13 protein-coding genes are annotated in these 17,468 nt (G+C 36.6%); 10 read left to right on the forward strand and 3 right to left on the reverse strand.

The genetic code is table 11. The features are described from left to right. Window positions 1-51 precede the first annotated feature (51 nt). Window positions 52-3,393 (reverse strand): SNF2-related protein, encoded by a 3,342-nt coding sequence (locus AAEU33_RS12915; protein WP_345987933.1) that lies wholly within the window; start codon window positions 3,391-3,393, stop codon window positions 52-54. Between the two features lie 359 nt (window positions 3,394-3,752). Here AAEU33_RS12915 and AAEU33_RS12920 point away from each other — a divergent pair, with 359 nt between their 5' ends. From AAEU33_RS12920 to AAEU33_RS12930, 3 genes are all read left to right on the forward strand, one after another. Further along, window positions 3,753-3,929, forward strand: a complete 177-nt coding sequence (locus AAEU33_RS12920) for a histone H1 (protein WP_089026768.1) — start codon at window positions 3,753-3,755, stop codon at window positions 3,927-3,929. Window positions 3,930-4,131: 202 nt separating this feature from the next. Continuing rightward, window positions 4,132-5,280: a hypothetical protein gene (locus AAEU33_RS12925; RefSeq protein ID WP_345987934.1), complete on the forward strand. Its 1,149-nt coding sequence runs from the start codon at window positions 4,132-4,134 to the stop codon at window positions 5,278-5,280. Between the two features lie 166 nt (window positions 5,281-5,446). Next, the gene (locus AAEU33_RS12930) at window positions 5,447-7,018 is read left to right on the forward strand and encodes a M20/M25/M40 family metallo-hydrolase (protein WP_345987936.1); all 1,572 of its coding nucleotides are present in this window, start codon (window positions 5,447-5,449) and stop codon (window positions 7,016-7,018) included. A gap of 53 nt (window positions 7,019-7,071) precedes the next feature. On the opposite strand, the gene AAEU33_RS12935 is transcribed toward AAEU33_RS12930, so the two are convergent. Both AAEU33_RS12935 and AAEU33_RS12940 read right to left on the reverse strand, forming a co-directional pair. Next, entirely contained in the window at window positions 7,072-7,641 is a 570-nt protein-coding gene (locus AAEU33_RS12935) for an RDD family protein (protein WP_345987937.1), read from the reverse strand. A 10-nt stretch (window positions 7,642-7,651) separates the two neighbouring features. Further along, window positions 7,652-9,775 carry a Tex family protein gene (locus AAEU33_RS12940; protein ID WP_345987938.1) on the reverse strand — a complete coding sequence of 708 codons (2,124 nt, stop codon included), beginning with the start codon at window positions 9,773-9,775 and terminating at the stop codon, window positions 7,652-7,654. 223 nt (window positions 9,776-9,998) lie between these two features. Here AAEU33_RS12940 and AAEU33_RS12945 point away from each other — a divergent pair, with 223 nt between their 5' ends. The 7 genes from AAEU33_RS12945 to ychF all read left to right on the forward strand — a co-directional run bounded on the left by AAEU33_RS12945 (window position 9,999) and on the right by ychF (window position 17,413). Continuing rightward, the gene (locus AAEU33_RS12945; protein ID WP_172278729.1) at window positions 9,999-10,676 is read left to right on the forward strand and encodes a YceI family protein; all 678 of its coding nucleotides are present in this window, start codon (window positions 9,999-10,001) and stop codon (window positions 10,674-10,676) included. A 136-nt stretch (window positions 10,677-10,812) separates the two neighbouring features. Next, entirely contained in the window at window positions 10,813-11,349 is a 537-nt protein-coding gene (locus tag AAEU33_RS12950) for a type 1 glutamine amidotransferase domain-containing protein (RefSeq protein WP_172278727.1), read from the forward strand. 93 nt (window positions 11,350-11,442) lie between these two features. Next, window positions 11,443-11,700: a DUF1294 domain-containing protein gene (locus AAEU33_RS12955; protein ID WP_345992777.1), complete on the forward strand. Its 258-nt coding sequence runs from the start codon at window positions 11,443-11,445 to the stop codon at window positions 11,698-11,700. Window positions 11,701-11,886: 186 nt separating this feature from the next. Continuing rightward, window positions 11,887-13,692 (forward strand): translational GTPase TypA, encoded by a 1,806-nt coding sequence (typA, locus tag AAEU33_RS12960; protein WP_345987940.1) that lies wholly within the window; start codon window positions 11,887-11,889, stop codon window positions 13,690-13,692. A gap of 126 nt (window positions 13,693-13,818) precedes the next feature. Continuing rightward, on the forward strand, window positions 13,819-15,423 hold the full coding sequence (locus tag AAEU33_RS12965; RefSeq protein ID WP_345987942.1) for a family 10 glycosylhydrolase: 1,605 nt from the start codon (window positions 13,819-13,821) through the stop codon (window positions 15,421-15,423). Between the two features lie 233 nt (window positions 15,424-15,656). After that, the gene (locus AAEU33_RS12970; RefSeq protein ID WP_172278720.1) at window positions 15,657-16,208 is read left to right on the forward strand and encodes a ferritin; all 552 of its coding nucleotides are present in this window, start codon (window positions 15,657-15,659) and stop codon (window positions 16,206-16,208) included. Between the two features lie 113 nt (window positions 16,209-16,321). Next, complete coding sequence (gene ychF / locus AAEU33_RS12975; protein ID WP_172278718.1) at window positions 16,322-17,413, forward strand: redox-regulated ATPase YchF; 1,092 nt, start codon at window positions 16,322-16,324, stop codon at window positions 17,411-17,413. Window positions 17,414-17,468: the final 55 nt, after the last annotated feature.

Consider the following 17,468-nt stretch of genomic DNA (forward strand, 5'->3'; position numbering starts at 1 on the left):
CAATGTGTATTGTGTAAAATTAGAAAGGAGGTTGAAGAAAATGCCGTCAGACTATTCTAAAATTTCCAGCAAATCTGCTTTACTGAAGCCTTGTAATTTCGATTCTTCTGTTTTTATCAGTCCTTGGGCCAGTTTACTTTTCTTTTTCTGCAGGTTCAGTATTTTTTCTTCAATCGTATGGGTACAAACCATACGGACGGCTACTACATGTTTTGTCTGCCCTATTCTGTAACTCCTGTCAATGGCCTGGTTTTCGGCAGCCGGATTCCACCATGGGTCTACCAGATATACATAATCAGCTTCTGTAAGGTTGAGTCCTACACCACCAGCTTTCAAGCTGATGAGGAATACCCTCACATTGTCATCGGTCTGAAATCTATGAACTTTGGTACCTCTGTCCCTGGTCTGTCCTGTAAGATACTCGAAGGGAATATCTTTATTTTCAAGTTCTTTTTTGATGAGGTCCAGCATTCCTACAAATTGTGAAAATACAAGGATTTTGTGCTCTTTTGATTTATTTTCAATCTGTTCCGTTAATAATTGGATCTTTACAGCGTGATCGCCTGAGTAGCCTTCTTTCAGTAATACAGGAGAATTGCATATCTGACGGAGTTTAGTAAGACCTGTCAAAACATGCATGCTGTTTTTTAGTGTTTCATCATCTGTGGAAGCGGATATGAAATCGCGTAATTCACGCTCATAAAGGTCATAGATTTTACGTTGCTCTGCATCCATTTCACAGTAGATTACCATTTCTGTTTTTTCGGGAAGCTCTTTGGCAACCTGCTTTTTTGTTCTTCTTAAAATAAAAGGATTTATTTTTTGTTGAAGTTCAATAGTACGTTTGCTGTATTCAAACTTATCGATGGGAATGGCATACGTATCTTTAAAATATTGTTTGCTCCCCAATAATCCGGGTGAGGCGAATGAAAGCTGGCCATACAGATCAAAGGTGTTGTTCTCAACGGGAGTTCCTGTAATAACAATCCTGTTTCTGGCTTGTAAGAGACGTGCAGCTTTATATTTTTCTGAATTGGGATTTTTAATTGTTTGTGATTCATCAAGGAAAATATAATCAAAATGAAATGTTTTAAGAAAACGGATGTCCGAAAGGAGCATTCCATAACTTGTCAATATGATATCATAATCCTGAAAAAGGTTTGTTGATTTTTCCCTGTCCGGACCATAATGCATCAATACCTTAAGAGAAGGAGCAAATTTTTCAATCTCTTCCTGCCAGTTGAACAACAGGGAAGTAGGAACGATGATCAGGTGGGTTCCGGAATGATATTTCTCTTTTCTATATAGAATAAATGCGAGGATCTGTATAGTTTTTCCTAATCCCATATCATCGGCAAGACAGCCGCCGAAATTATAATGGTCGAGTAACCCCAGCCAATTGAGGCCTTCTTTCTGATAATCTCGTAGGGTAGTTCTCAATCCTGCAGGAACGGGAATTTCAGGTGCTTTTTTCAGCACAGAGAATTGCTTGGAGTAAGAATGAATTTCAGTCTGTACCTCTTTTGATAAAACCTCTTTCTCAAACCAATCCGAAACCTCCGAAAAGCTAACTTTTGGAATTTTAAGCAACTCTCCTTCCATATCACCAATCTGAAAATACCTGTCGATCTTCTTTATCCATTCATCAGGTAAAATTCCCTGGGTGCCATCATCCAGTTGTATAAACTTTGTTTTATTACGAAGGGCCCGGTGTACCTGTTTCAAAGAAGCTTCTTTACCTCCGAAACGCACACTTAGTTTAGCATTGAACCAGTCGATACCACTTGTCACCTGGATGTTGATTTTCGCAGAGTGAGGGTTCAGTTTGTTATTTTTGAGTTCATTAAATCCAAGGATGGTTATCCCTTCATTTCTCCATGCTTCAAAAGTTCTTAAAAACCAATCGGCATCCAGAAATTTATCTTTGTACAAGTAGAAATATTCATGTCCCTCCAGTTGGTCCTGAAAATCCTCATGCTGTATCATGACAATGGATGTAAGTGCTGCTTCAGCTTCGTAATTGCGTTCAATTTTAAACAGATTCCCATTCTGATCCCTATCATATAATTGCTTCCGGGAGTATACTGCCACCTCTACAGATCCGTATTTCATTACGGGTGTGATGGAGATATAGTTGCCTTCCTGGTGAAGATAAATGATCTTTTCCATTTGGAAATCCTTTTCCTGAAGCTGTACCGGACTGGCAGTACGAATGTAGCTGTAATTGATTTGGACATGAGTCTCTAAAGGAGATAAAACAGTATGTAAAAAGTGTTCATACTTTGATGCATGAATCAGCAGAATCTCATTATTGGACTTAAAAAATCTGATCACCCTAAGAAGATCAGGATTGTCAATGAGATTCAATGTATTCTGATGATAGATGAAACAATCATGGCGGATTATTACATTTTTAAAAGAAAGGGAAATATCATTAAATAGTAATTCTCCCGTAATCTCATAAAAAGGTTCTTTTTTAAACACTGTAAGCAGAATTTCGGCTTTCAGCAGATTGAGCTTTACGGGAATCAGGGATTTGGAAGAAATGGCTTCTGAAATAGTATGATCGTGGTAATAAGTATCAAGTCCCTGTGGGTTCCGGATAATTAACTTCAGGGCTTCCATTTCCGTTGCGTCCGCTTCTTCGTTAAATTTATTCTGAAAAGAAGCGATTGCCGTATAGAATTTGATCTCAGCAGGTTGATCCGCTTTCCAGACGAGTTGCATAGGATGAATAGGGGTCAACGGATTTTTGATCTTACCGCTTTGGGTAGTATCAGCTTCCATTAATGAAAAATTGAGATGATTATAATACCGGTGCTTGCCAATAACCAATATTCTTTTTCTCTCAGTTTCTTGTATAGCAAGTTCCTTTAAAACCGATTGCCTCGTAGGAAGCAGATTTTGTTTAAAGCCTGGTTCACCTATCAGGAGAAGTTCCTTTATCCTGGATTGAATGTTGAGTTTTCCGTTCTGTAATTCCAACTGGAAATAAGTGTCAAGGTCAGGTTCATTTTCCAACCCGAAACTTTTAGCATGTGAAACCAATGTCCTTTGTCTTAGATTGGCATCGTAGAATATTCTGTAATTTTTCTGTTCAAGAATACAATAAATAATCTCTGCCTGATGCTCACAAAGTTTTTCTCCGTATTGATCACAAGAGCATGCCGTTACAATTGAAGAACCTACCTGGCTTACGGAAATATTAGGAAAACCTATTGTCGAAACAGATTTCGTAAAAACCCCCGAATTAATCTCCAGGGCAACAGGTTCAATATCATGGAAGTTTTTTTCTTCCATAAATTTTGCCGTTGAAGTATGCTTTAAAAGTTCATAAACTGAAAGCGTGCTGATATGGGTATTCCGTAATATATATTCTTTTGGCAGCTCCATGGTTGGGACAGGCAGATAATTTATAAAAAACGAAGGTACATAAAAACAGATAAAAAGAACTGTGTACTCTTATTATAAAATTGAGATTCCGTTTCTTTTCCTATTGAAAAATGCTTTGCAATTTTATACCGTATTAATGATGTATGGTCTTTGAATTTTTTATGTTATAAACCCTTAAGTTAAAAAGGATATTGGAAAAAATTTAGCTTTAAATTAAAAATTTCACCCGCCTTCTAAAATTTGAATTTATATTGGACATTATAAAGGATTATTTTTTTCAAATTTTTGTAAACTTTTTTCATCACAGTTAGGCTGGAATCACCATAAAACCTATATTTGCACCCTAAATTTTAAAATAAATGAAAGAACTAATTGAAAAAATCAACGCGGAATTTGAAGCATTCGCAACTGAAGCAAACCAACAAGCTGAAAAAGGAAACAAAGCAGCTGGAACAAGAGCTCGTAAATCAGCTTTAGAACTTAGCAAATTGTTCAAAGATTTCAGAAAAGTTTCTGTTGAGGAATCAAAAAAATAAATTTCCTAAAAGCCAGCTTTTTAAGCTGGCTTTTTTGTGCCGGGATTTTTCTATGGATCCTGCTTTCAGATATTCAATCTCTTTGTTTTAGCGAATTTTGAAAATAGAAGCTAAATAGTACTAAATTTCATCAAGGTATTGTCTTATTTCCCTTTGTGGGTATATTTGTGTAGTTAGTTGTTTTACATTAATCACCCGTCATATGAAGCATTCTTATTTATATTTGATTCTTTTTTTTGGTCTTTTTTCCGCGCAAAAAGTAAAAGTCATAGATTCAGAAAACGGGAAAGCCATATTTCATGCGAGGATTGTTCTTAATAATCAGGTTGTTTACACCAATGAAGACGGCTATACTCCACTTGGGCAGAACGCAGGAAACTTTGAAGTATCAGCTTTCGGATATCAGAAAAGAAAAGTATCCGGTTTTAATTCTTTTATCAAATTGAAACCTTCATTCAAAAATATTGAAGAGGTAAAAATGGTAAGTATAGATATAAAAAAACTTTTTAATGATATAAGAAAGAATTATGAAAAAAGATATTATAATGAGCCTTCCTTGTATAATGTGGTATTCAAAGAAAAAAGATCAGATAATGATGAACTTTGCTTTTTAGTTATTACGGAAGCTAAATTATGGAGCAAAAGTAACCATTACAATTATAATGACGGAATTCGTAAAAATTATGACAAGATTCTCCAGATGCAGCTGAATAATGTAAAATACCTGAAAAATTTAAAGTCAGACAGTATTTTTTCGCCGGGGAGTAATGAATTTTCTCATGAGTATATGGGAAATTACTTTCTTAGCTTCGAACTGAACCGTACACTTAATCATATTAACAGTATTAACTCAAAATATTCAGGGAAAATAATCTCTGAAGAAGGGGATGAGCAGCTGATGACTTTTAAGGTTAAATCCGGTACGGGTATTGAGCTCATAGGAGATCTTAAGTATAACAAGACTGATAAAGTGATTACTTATTTTGAAGTCAATTATCTACAGACAAATTATCCGCCAATCAGAAGAAAAATGGCAGGAGGAATAGAGTATGATTACCAATTAGGGGATGCTTCACTTACTTTTGATTTTTATAAAAGAGACGGAATGTATCTGCCCGCCTTGGTAAGACTTAAAGGTGAAAAATACTCTGCTTTTTACCAGGGAAAGAAGCATGAAAGAAAATTCAGCAGAGAAATTATTTACAATACTTTTGAAAAGTCAAATAAGGAGGGACTTTCGTACAGAGTAGACTTCAGTAAAAACATCTGGGAAAATGTTCCGGTAAAAGAGGAGAAAGAAGATGCTATTATACTTTCTGCTGAGGAGCAGGCTTTTATTAATGAAAAGTAACAAATTTTGGAGAAAATTTAAAACTGTTGTTTTAAGCTGTTTTTTTAATTGTTATCCATTTAATTTCTTAATTATTTTCCTATAAAGGCTTTTCTTCCTTTATTTAGTTCTGCTTTTCTTTTCAATTTTCGCTGAAATCTATATCTTTATTCCAATCAATAATGCTATGAAGATAAATACGTTTTTTGCAATGCCGGCAGTTGTTCTGGCAACGCAGTTTTCTTGGGCACAGGCTCCCGCAAAATCTCAGGAAAAGCTTAATCCTATTGTGGAAAGTTTTGTGAATGAAGCCAATAATAATTCTCAACTCGAAAATATGGCCTATGAGCTGCTTGATGGTATCGGACCCCGTTTGGTAGGAACTCCGGAAATGCTTGCCGCCAATGAATGGACAGCTAAAACACTTCGCTCATGGGGAGTAGATGCAAACCTCCAGCAATTTGGAACCTGGAAAGGGTGGCAGAGAGGAATTACCCATGTAGATATGGTATATCCCCGTGTGAAATCATTATCTGCCACACAACTTGCATGGAGCCCTGCAACTAAGAAGGCAATTGAAGCTGAGGTTGTAGTACTTCCAAAGGTATCTTCCAAGGCCGAATTTGATCAGTGGTTGCCTTCTGTAAAAGGTAAAATGGTATTGATTGCGCAGTATCAGAAAATCGGACGTTCTGATGATCAGATCAAAGAATTCGCTACTCCGGAATTATATGAAAAGCTAAAGGCGGAAAAAGAACAAGCTTCCAAAGATTTCCGTGATTATGTAAAGAATATAGGATATGACAATAATACACTTCCGGAAGCTCTGGAAAAAGCGGGAGCAGCAGGGATTGCCATTTCCAACTGGACAGGAATTATGGGAGCAAACAGAATATTCGGAGCGAAAACATCTAAAATTCCCATGATTGATATTGATGTGGAAGATTACGGCATGTTGTATAGAATGGCAGAAAAGGGAGCTAAACCCAAAATAAAGCTTGAGGCCCAGTCAAAAATACTTCCTGAAGCTAAAAGCTTCAACACGATAGGAATGATCAAAGGAAAGGAAAAACCCAATGAATATGTTATTCTTTCTGCACACCTGGATTCATGGGACGGAGCGCAGGGTGCTACGGATAATGGAACCGGCACACTTACCATGCTTGAGACCATTAGGATTCTTAAAAAATACTACCCTAATAATAAAAGGACGATTGTAATCGGACTTTGGGGAAGCGAGGAGCAGGGATTGAACGGATCGAGAGGATTTGTTGCTGATAATCCGGAAATTATGAAAGGAACTCAGGCTGTTTTCAACCAGGATAATGGAACTGGCCGAGTAGTAAATATCGGAGGACAGGGATTTCTGAAATCATATGATTATATCGGGAAATGGCTGAATGCAGTTCCTAAAAATGTACGTGATAATATTAAAACCGATTTTCCGGGAATGCCGGGAGGAGGTGGATCTGATCATGCATCGTTTGTGGCAGCGGGTGTACCGGGATTCTCATTAAGTTCATTGAACTGGGGATATTTTGGATATACCTGGCATACAACGAAAGATACATATGATAAAATCGTTTTTGATGAACTTAAAAATAATGTGATTTTAACAGCTACCTTAGCTTATATGGCATCTGAAGATCTTGAGTTTACCAGCAGAGAGAGAAGGGTAATGCCGCAAGATGAAAAAGGGGAGGTTGTAAAATGGCCTGAAGCAAAACAGCCGAGAAGAGATTCAAAGGATTATAAATAAACAATAAATGAAACCGCCACAACACTAGGGCGGTTTTTTATTTAAAAAAAGCTTTACAATAAAAGGTTCTGATCACCCTGATATTTCAGGAGATCCCTGATTTCCGGAATTTTGTTTTCTTTTACAATATAGGTCTTACAGATCGTGTTGTTCATATGCATGCTGAAATTCACCCGCGTTCCGGTTCGCCTTCCCATGGCAATTGTTCTGGTCGTGTGTTCGGAGAAGACAGGGGAAAAGTTAGCAAGGCATAAAAGATTTCTTTGGAATGATTTTAAAAATCCGGGATAGTTTCCGTAATCATCCAGGACTTTAATTTTAAATATTTTCTTGCCTAAAGTTGTTCCCCAAGACCATTCCGTTATGGTTCCTGCAATGATAACACAGGGTATGGAAAGCAGAATGCTGATAACAATTACTTTATGAAGGAGAAAGTAGAAAATTAAACCAAAAGGAAGCATATCTATCCACTTGGCAAAAAGTCTTTCGGTCTCGTTTCCTTTATAACCTGGATTATAAGGTAAATGATACTCGTATGCATGATAAATTCTTTGGCCGGACTCGTCAAAATAACGAGTCGGCCGGTGAATGACTTTTCTTTCTTTAATTTCCGAGATTTTCAAATTAAATCCTTTATAAGATCATGCTCAGCTGAATTCTCTTTCTTACCTCGTCTACTTCTGTTACTTTTACCTGAACATGCTGATGCAGCTTCACTACCTCATTCACATCTGAAACAAAACCGTCCTTGAGCTGAGAAATATGGACTAATCCACTTTCTTTAATCCCCAGGTCAACAAAACATCCAAAGGCTGTAATATTATTAACGATTCCAGGAAGGACCATTCCTATTTTCAGGTCTTTTACACTTTTCACATTGGGGTCAAATTCAAAAATTTTAGTTGCCTTTCTGGGATCCAATCCCGGTTTTTCAAGCTCTTTTAAAATGTCCCGGATCCCAAGGATACCAATTTCTTCGCTAATATATTTTTCCGGCTGGATTAATGCAATTTTCTCTTTGTTAGCTATAAGTTCATTCAGCTTTATTCCCAGGTCTTTGGCCATTTTTTCAACGATACCGTATGCTTCCGGATGCACCGCTGAATTATCCAATGCATTTTTTCCGGTGCTTATTCTTATAAATGCCGCTGCCTGCTGAAAAGCTTTTTCTCCTAATCTGGGAACTTTTTTCAATTGTTTCCTGTCTTCAAAAGCTCCGTTTTCCGCGTGGTAATTGACAATATTTTCTGCCATTTTCTCACCAATTCCGGAAACATAGCTTAAAAGTGATTTGCTGGCTGTGTTCAGATTGATCCCTACGGAGTTTACACATTTCATAACCGTAGAATCCAGTTCGTTTTTCAATTGAGTCTGGTCTACATCATGCTGATATTGTCCAACACCAATGGACTTAGCATCAATTTTAACGAGTTCAGCTAATGGGTCTGCAAGCCTTCTGCCAATGGAAACAGCACCACGTACTGTCACATCATAGCTGGGGAACTCTTCTCTGGCAATCTTACTTGCAGAATAAACAGATGCTCCGGCTTCTGAAACAACAAAAACCTGCAACGGTTTGTCAAATGCAATTTTTTTAATAAAGAACTCTGTTTCACGGCTTGCTGTTCCGTTTCCTATTGAAATAGCTTCAATATTATAGGCGTTAACCATCGAGCGTATCTTTTTCATTGCCATTCCCGATTCATTCTGAGGTGCATGCGGATAAATGGTTTCGTTGTGCAGAAGGTCTCCTTTTTCATCAAGGCATACCACTTTACACCCGCTTTTGTATCCAGGGTCTATTGCTAATATTCTTTTTTCTCCTAAAGGAGGAGCTAATAATAGCTGGGTTAAATTTTCAGAAAAAATCTCGATCGCTTTTTTATCTGCCTTTTCTTTTGCTTCCTGTAGTGTTTCATTGGAAATGGCGGGTTCCAGTAACCTTTTATAGCTGTCTTTTATCGCCAGAGCAATTTGTTCACTACTTTCATTTTTAGATTTAATGATGGCATTTTCAATAAAATCGATTGCCTCTTCTTTATCAATTCCTATATTTACTTTTACAAAACCTTCAGATTCTGCTCGTAGCATAGCCAAAAGTCGATGGGAGGGTGTTCTGCCAAGGTTTTCTTCCCATTCAAAATACTGAGAAAATTTTTGTGCACCTTCCTCTTCTTTTTTGGCTTTAACAACTTTAGAAGATATAACTGCTTTGCGTTGAAATAAACGACGGAGATTTTTGCGGACATACATATTTTCATTGATCCATTCAGCCATGATATCCCGTGCTCCCTGCAAAGCTTCCTCCGGAGAAGAAACTAAATCGTTAATATACCGGGAAACTACAGAATCCAGATCATGGGATTTCTGGCTCATAATGATTTTAGCCAGAGGTTCAAGTCCCTTTTCCTTCGCAGCATCGGCTTTCGTTTTTTTCCGTTTTTTATACGGAAGATAAAGATCTTCAAGTTCCTGTATGTCGAAACTATCCTGGATTCTTTGCTGAAGTTCAGACGTTAAAGAATTTTGCTCCTCAATGGATTTGAGGATCGATTCCTTTCTTTTAATGATTTCATCAAACTGCTTGCTGAGTTTTGAAATTTGTTCAATCTGCAATTCATCCAGATTTCCGGTCGTATCTTTTCGATATCGTGAGATGAAAGGAATAGTACAGTCTTCTGACAATAATTGTAAGGTATTCGTAATGCTTTTTTCAGGTATATTAAGCGTTTGTTGTATATAGCTGGTTGTATTCATTCTAAATTTTAGACTGCTAAAATAGGCAATTTATATGGTGAGTGAAATATCTTACACCTTACATATTTGTATGGTTTTAGGACTTTATGATGGATATCTGAAAATAGAAACTTAATTTCTTGATGTATGATAAGAGAATAAGTAATAAGGTTTTTCTACTTTTGAATTTCAGAATTAAGGAATCAATCCTGATCAGTTCAAAAACTTTTTAAAAAAATAAAATATGAAAAAAATTAGTGTTATCGCGTTAGTAGGAGTAGGATTGCTTATGGCATCATGTACTAAAGAGAAATCAGCGGAGGCTTCTGCTGCTGGCCAGGAACAGGCTGTTGCTGAAAGCAAAGGAGAAGTGCTTGCCGTAGATACAGTAGCTTCTGTGGTTAACTGGAAAGCTTACCATAAAGGAGGTTTTGCTCCACGTTGGGGAACTCTTAATGTAAAATCAGGTGACCTTAGTGTTGAAGGAAATCAGGTTTCTGCAGGAAATTTTGTTATCGACATGACTTCTATTAAAGTGGATCCTGCTTCAGTAACTGAAAAAGACAAGAAGCCGGAAGATCTGGTAACGCATTTAAAAACGCCTGACTTCTTTAATGTAGAGAAGAATCCGGTTTCAGATTTTAAAATTACAAGTGTAGCGGACCTTAAAGAAGCTCCTAAAGATGCTGTGGCAGGTGCAAATAAAACAATAAGCGGTAATCTTACGCTATTGGGAAAAACAATGAATGTAACTTTCCCAGCGAAAGTAGAAGCAACAGCTAATTCCGCTTCTATAGATGCTAAATTTACTGTAAACAGAGCTGATTGGGGAATTAAATTCGGAACTTCCGAAGCAGACCCTGCTGAATGGATGATTAGTAAAGACATTGAGATCGGCGTTAATGTGAAAGCAAAAAAATAATTTGTTAGATATATTAAATAGGGAGCTGCTATTAAGCAGCTCTTTTTTTATGTTTAACTTTTTTTAGTAATTGATAACACGGGCTCGGCATCATTTTTTCTTCTTCTTAATTAATAACACCAAAAATTTTAATATTATGTCGAAAAAAATTGCAATTCTGGCAACCCATGGTTTTGAAGAAAGTGAGTTACAATCACCAAAAGAATTTTTGGAACAACAAGGTTGGACCGCGCATATTGTAAGCCCCGATTCCGGAACCATAAAAGCATGGGCCGAAAAAGACTGGGGTAAAGAATACACTGTTGACAAAAATCTTAATGAAGCAAATGCTTCAGATTATGATGCACTGGTATTACCTGGAGGGGTGATCAATCCCGATCAGTTAAGAACAAATGACAAAGCACTCCATTTTGTACAAGATTTTTTTCAGCAGAAAAAACCCGTTGCGGCGATTTGCCATGGTCCACAAATCCTGATCAACGCAAAAGTTGTAGACGGAAAAAATATGACCTCTGTGAATTCAATAAGCGAAGATCTAAAAAATGCAGGAGCTTTGTGGGAAGATAAAGAAGTTGTAGTGGATAATGGTCTTGTTACAAGCAGAACACCGAAAGATTTGCCAGCATTTAATGCTAAGATGGTTGAGGAAATAAGAGAAGGAAAGCACGGTTAATTTATAATTTCTGATCAAATATAAGATAGGGCATAGTGGTTAAATTTTAATTACTATGCCTTATTTTTTACAATGATCGTACATTTGCAGGATATGATCTATTATTTGTTGGCTATTAATCTGGTGTGCTTTTTTATATTCGGAATCGATAAACGAAAGGCTAAAATGCATCAAAGAAGGATTTCTGAAAACATACTTTTGGCATTGACCCTGTTTGGCGGCAGTGTAGGAGGAATATTCGGAATTTTTATCTTTAGACATAAAATTTCGAAAAAATCTTTTTTATTAAGATTTTGTGCGGTTCTTGTTATTCAGATGGTATTGGTTTATTTTTTTAGAAAATACAGATGAAGATATGATGTAATGAACGCCTAACAGCTGGATGGTCAGGTATATGTGTACTTTGGAATAAGGAGCCGGGGAGCCCATTGCCATGTGATTTATTTTAACTTTCTCATTATGAATTTGTTAAATAATGTATAATCATACTGATTAATTAATTAAAAAACACTATTTTTGCACCCGTAAAAATCATTCATGCAAAACATTAGAAATATTGCGATTATCGCACACGTTGACCACGGGAAGACGACTTTGGTTGACAAGATTATTCATGCTACAAACATTTTCAGAGAAAATCAGGAAAGTGGAGAATTAATAATGGATAATAACGATCTTGAAAGAGAAAGAGGGATTACCATTTTATCTAAAAATATTTCTGTTACTTATAAAGACGTTAAAATTAACGTAATCGATACTCCTGGTCACGCCGATTTTGGTGGTGAAGTAGAGAGAGTTCTTAAAATGGCAGATGGTGTAATTTTGTTAGTTGATGCTTTCGAAGGGCCTATGCCACAAACAAGATTCGTATTGCAAAAAGCATTGGAATTAGGGTTAAGACCACTAGTGGTTATCAATAAAGTAGACAAACCAAACTGTCGTCCGGATGAAGTACATGATCAGATATTTGATTTATTCTTCAACCTGGAAGCTACTGAAGAGCAATTGGATTTCCCAACCTTCTATGGATCTTCAAAACAAGGTTGGTTCAATACTTCACTAGAGCAAACGGAAGATATTTTACCATTATTAGATGGTATCTTACAATATGTTCCTGCTCCAAAAGTATCTGAAGGTAATCTTCAAATGCAAATTACTTCTCTTGATTATTCTTCTTTCCTGGGAAGAATTGCAATCGGAAAAGTAACAAGAGGTGAGATTAAAGAATCTCAGTGGATTGGTCTTGCTCAGGCTGATGGTAAAATTGTAAAAGGAAAAGTAAAAGAATTATACGTTTTTGAAGGTTTAGGAAAGAAAAAAGTAACTGAAGTACAAGCTGGAGATATCTGTGCTGTAGTAGGTTTCGACTCTTTCCAGATTGGTGATTCTTTTGTGGATATGGAAAATCCTGAACCATTACCAAGAACTGCAATTGATGAGCCTACGTTGAACATGACGTTCTCTATTAACAATTCACCTTTCTTCGGAAAAGACGGTAAATATGTTACTTCAAATCACCTGAAAGAAAGATTAACGAAAGAATTGGAGAAAAACTTAGCATTAAGAGTTCAACAGACTGATGATGCCAATACATTCCTTGTTTTCGGTAGAGGTATTCTTCACTTATCAGTTTTGATCGAAACAATGAGAAGAGAAGGTTATGAAATGACAATCGGTCAGCCACAAGTTATCTTAAGAGAAATTGACGGTGAAAAATGTGAGCCTTATGAATCATTGGTTGTTGATGTTCCTGAAGAGTATGCTTCAAGAGTTATCGATTTGGCAACTCAAAGAAAAGGAGATCTTCACATTATGGAAACTAAAGGAGAAATGCAACATATGGAATTTGAGATTCCTTCAAGAGGTTTGATAGGATTGCGTTCTCAAATGTTAACTGCTACAGCTGGTGAAGCTATTATGGCACACCGTTTTACAGAATATAAGCCATTTAAAGGTGCTATTCCTGGAAGAAACAATGGTGTATTGATCAGCAAAACTCAAGGTCCGGCTACTGAATATTCTATTGCTAAACTTCAGGATAGAGGTAAGTTCTTTGTTGATCCGGGTGAGGAAATCTATGCAGGTATGATCATTGGTGAACAAAACAAACCAGGAGATTTAGTTGTAAACATCGTAGAAGCAAAACAGTTGAACAACATGAGAGCTTCTGGAAAAGATAAAGATACTGGTGTTGCTCCGAAAATCTTATTCTCATTAGAAGAATGTATGGAATATATCCAGGGTGATGAAGCAATCGAGGTAACTCCAAACTTCATCAGAATGAGAAAGAAAGTACTTTCTGAAGAAGAAAGAAAAAGACTGGAAAGATCTGCGAAAGCATAATGAAATTCAATATAAGTGAAAGCCTCGATTTTCGAGGCTTTTTTTATATATAAAAGTTGAATTAATTCAATTTATTATAATATTTTTAAAAAACTAAAAAAATAATTTAATGTAGTTTTGCACCCTATGAAAGTTAGTAATTTAAAATTGATCATATTGCTGGGGGTACTGGCATCTTGTGGAAGTTCCCGTACCGTTCAGAATAATACGGTAAAACCAACCAGAAATCCAAATATAGCCAATCCCGTTAAAAATATATCAAAGCCTCCTGTGGCTAATACTAAACCAGTTCCTGTACCACCAGCCGATGAGGTTTTTAAAGTTAATCTTCCGGCTATTAACAGGGAATTCCGGGGTGCATGGATTGCCAGTGTTGCGAATATCAACTGGCCTTCAAGAAACGATTTATCTATTGATCAGCAAAAGGCCGAAGCCATCAGTATGCTGGATATGCTGAAAGATAACAACTTTAATGCTGTCATATTTCAGGTACGTCCCTCTGCGGATGCATTATACACCAGTTCTATTGAACCTTGGTCTTATTTTCTGACAGGAGAGACCGGGAGATCCCCTTATCCCAATTATGATCCGTTGCAGTTCTGGATTGAAGAGTCCCACAAAAGAGGTCTGGAGCTTCATGTCTGGCTTAATCCTTACCGTGCACATCATACAAACGGAGGAGCTGTGAACAGCCTTTCTATGGCCAATAAGCTTTCTGACATTGTGGTAAGACTAAAAAACGGGATGTATTGGTTTGATCCTGCGAATCCTAAAACACAGGGACATGTTTCTAATGTGGTAAAGGATATCGTGCAGAGATATGATATAGATGCGGTGCATTTTGATGATTATTTTTATCCTTATGCAACTTATAATAAAGGAGGTGATTTCCCTGATAACGCTACTTGGAATGCATATGTAAGCAGTGGAGGAACTTTATCCCGGGCAGATTGGAGAAGAGATAATGTCAATAAATTTGTTGAAAGAATTTACAAAGAAGTTCATGCGGAAAAAAATTATGTAAAATTCGGAATCAGCCCGTTCGGGATCTGGAAACCGGGTTATCCTGCGGGAATTACAGGATCTTCTCAATATGACGAATTGTATGCTGATGCTAAATTATGGTTAAATAAAGGATGGGTAGACTATTTTTCTCCCCAACTGTACTGGCCTATTGATTCTAAAGGGCAGGGTTTTGAAGCTTTGCTGAATTGGTGGGAATCTGAAAATACAATGAAACGCCACCTATGGCCGGGATTAAATACAGTGGAAATCAGGACTTCTGATCGTCCTTCCGAGATTAAAAACCAAATAGAACTTTCCAGACAGATTCTGAAAGGTGATGCCGGTGAAATCCATTGGAGCATTGCAGGGCTTACGAGAAATCCTTCGATGTTAAGCACCCTGAGAAACGGGCCCTATAAAGAAAAAGCTTTGGTGCCAAAAAGTCCATGGATTAAAGCTGCTCCTATCTCAACCCCAACATTGTTTGTGGCCGATAACGGAAGTTTTGCTCAGGCAAGCTGGAGTAATAAAAATCTGAAAGATGTATTTCAGTGGGCATTATTTAAGCAATATAATGGCGTTTGGGAAATTGAAATTCTGACTTTAGACACACTTTCAAAAGATATTCCTAAATATAAGGATGGAAAAACTTTAAATGCAATTGCCATTAAAGCAATTGACCGGCTGGGAAATGAAAGTGATTACATGGCAAAAAAAATAAAATAATAAAAGGCTTCCAAAACTATAAAGCAAAGAATAAATGATATGTTATTGGTGCCGATACAATAAAAGCAGCTCTTGTAGAGCTGCTTTTATTTTAGAATAACTATAAATTATTAGCTTAAAATATTGTTTGCTAGTATTTTATGTTGTGATTTTAGTTTTTTTTTAAAAGAATAAGAACTTTATCGGAACCATTTTTGCAGGATTATATTCATAATCACTAAAAATAAAATATTATGAATACGAACAGACTTTCACCTGCGGTGGAAAAAGCCTTGAGCGATCAGATGAATAAAGAAATTCATGCAGCACACACTTTCCTTTCTTATGGAATATGGGCTGATGACAAAGGATACCAAGGTATTGCTAACTTTCTATACAGGCATGCGCAGGAAGAGAGAAATCATTCTATCAAATTTATGGAATATGTACTGAACAGAGGCGGAAAACCTAAAGTTGATGCCATTCCTGCACCTCCAAGTGATCCTGAATCTCTGACTGCTTGCTTTGACGGCATTTTTAATCACGAGGTAGACAATACCACATCGATATATAAAATTGTTGATCTTGCCCTTCAGGAAAAGGATTGGGCAACCTGGAATTTTATGCAATGGTTCGTTCAGGAACAGATTGAAGAGGAAACTTTAGCTCAGAACCTGATCGATAAATTAAAAATTGCTGGTGGAGATCGTGCAACGGACGAATCTCTGTTTACATTAGATAAGACATTAGAAAAAACACCTGATGATGCTCCCTTAGCTCAGAACGCTACAGGTGCAAATCCTTAAGGTGAAAATAAAATGGAAAAAAAATCTGCCGGATTCCCGGCAGATTTTTTTATTATGAAACTCGTGTTAAAATCACTATCTTTGCAGACCTTTAAAAATAAAATAGTTTCATTATGAAATGTGGAATCGTAGGATTGCCGAACGTTGGTAAATCAACTCTGTTTAACTGTTTGAGCAATGCAAAAGCTCAATCTGCCAATTATCCTTTCTGTACTATCGAACCTAACCTGGGTACGGTATCAGTACCGGATCAAAGATTATTCGAGTTGGAAAAATTAGTAAATCCTGAAAGAGTTTTACCGGCTGTTGTGGAGATTGTAGATATTGCAGGTTTAGTAAAAGGAGCCAGCAAAGGAGAAGGTTTAGGAAACCAGTTTCTTGCAAATATCCGCGAATGTGAAGCAATTATCCATGTTTTAAGATGTTTTGATAATGGAAACATCATTCACGTAGAAGGTTCCGTAGACCCTTTGAGAGATAAAGAAATTATTGATATTGAACTTCAGCTGAAAGACCTTGAAACAGTAGGAAAAGCAGTTGATAAAGCTAAGAAATTTATCAAATCAGGAAAAAAAGAAGACATTCTTACTTATGAAACGCTGCAAAGCCTTCAGAAGTTTCTTGAAGATGGAAGAAATGCAAGAGAGTTTCCTGTAAATGATCTTACAAAACCAATTATTGACGATATTCAGCTATTAACAAAAAAACCTGTACTTTACGTTTGTAATGTAGATGAGAATTCTATTAAGAATGGAAACGAATGGGTGTCCAAAATTGATGAAATGGCTCAAAAAGAAGGATCTGAAATTGTGGTTTTGGCTGCTCAGATTGAAGCTGATATCAATGAGCTTGAAACTTTCGAAGAAAGAGAAATTTTCCTTGAAGAGCTGGGATTAGAAGAACCCGGAGTTAACAGATTAATCAGAAAAGCATATGATCTTCTCAAGCTTCAGACGTATTTTACTGCGGGTGTAAAAGAAGTAAGAGCATGGACTATCGGACAGGGATGGACTGCTCCTCAGGCAGCCGGAGTTATCCATACTGATTTTGAAAAAGGATTTATCCGTGCAGAAGTAATCAAATATAACGACTACGTACAATATGGTTCGGAATCAAAAGTAAAAGAGGCTGGAAAACTATCTGTGGAAGGAAAAGAATATATTGTTCAGGATGGTGATATTATGCACTTCAGATTCAATGTATAAAGTATAAAAGAAATATTAAAGTTATAGTAATTAAAAAACGCTTCCATAAATTTGG

The sequence above is a fragment of the Chryseobacterium sp. Chry.R1 genome (assembly GCF_039645525.1).
In the GTDB taxonomy this organism is placed as follows: domain Bacteria; phylum Bacteroidota; class Bacteroidia; order Flavobacteriales; family Weeksellaceae; genus Chryseobacterium; species Chryseobacterium proteolyticum.

Bases quoted from the DNA above. Each gene is read 5' to 3' on its own strand.
- AAEU33_RS12915 (WP_345987933.1), bottom strand. From the start codon at position 3,393: ATGGAGCTGCCAAAAGAATATATATTACGGAATACCCATATCAGCACG.
- AAEU33_RS12920 (WP_089026768.1), top strand. From the start codon at position 3,753: ATGAAAGAACTAATTGAAAAAATCAACGCGGAATTTGAAGCATTCGCA.
- AAEU33_RS12925 (WP_345987934.1), top strand. From the start codon at position 4,132: ATGAAGCATTCTTATTTATATTTGATTCTTTTTTTTGGTCTTTTTTCC.
- AAEU33_RS12930 (WP_345987936.1), top strand. From the start codon at position 5,447: ATGAAGATAAATACGTTTTTTGCAATGCCGGCAGTTGTTCTGGCAACG.
- AAEU33_RS12940 (WP_345987938.1), bottom strand. From the start codon at position 9,775: ATGAATACAACCAGCTATATACAACAAACGCTTAATATACCTGAAAAA.
- AAEU33_RS12945 (WP_172278729.1), top strand. From the start codon at position 9,999: ATGAAAAAAATTAGTGTTATCGCGTTAGTAGGAGTAGGATTGCTTATG.
- AAEU33_RS12950 (WP_172278727.1), top strand. From the start codon at position 10,813: ATGTCGAAAAAAATTGCAATTCTGGCAACCCATGGTTTTGAAGAAAGT.
- AAEU33_RS12955 (WP_345992777.1), top strand. From the start codon at position 11,443: ATGATCTATTATTTGTTGGCTATTAATCTGGTGTGCTTTTTTATATTC.
- typA (WP_345987940.1), top strand. From the start codon at position 11,887: ATGCAAAACATTAGAAATATTGCGATTATCGCACACGTTGACCACGGG.
- AAEU33_RS12965 (WP_345987942.1), top strand. From the start codon at position 13,819: ATGAAAGTTAGTAATTTAAAATTGATCATATTGCTGGGGGTACTGGCA.
- AAEU33_RS12970 (WP_172278720.1), top strand. From the start codon at position 15,657: ATGAATACGAACAGACTTTCACCTGCGGTGGAAAAAGCCTTGAGCGAT.
- ychF (WP_172278718.1), top strand. From the start codon at position 16,322: ATGAAATGTGGAATCGTAGGATTGCCGAACGTTGGTAAATCAACTCTG.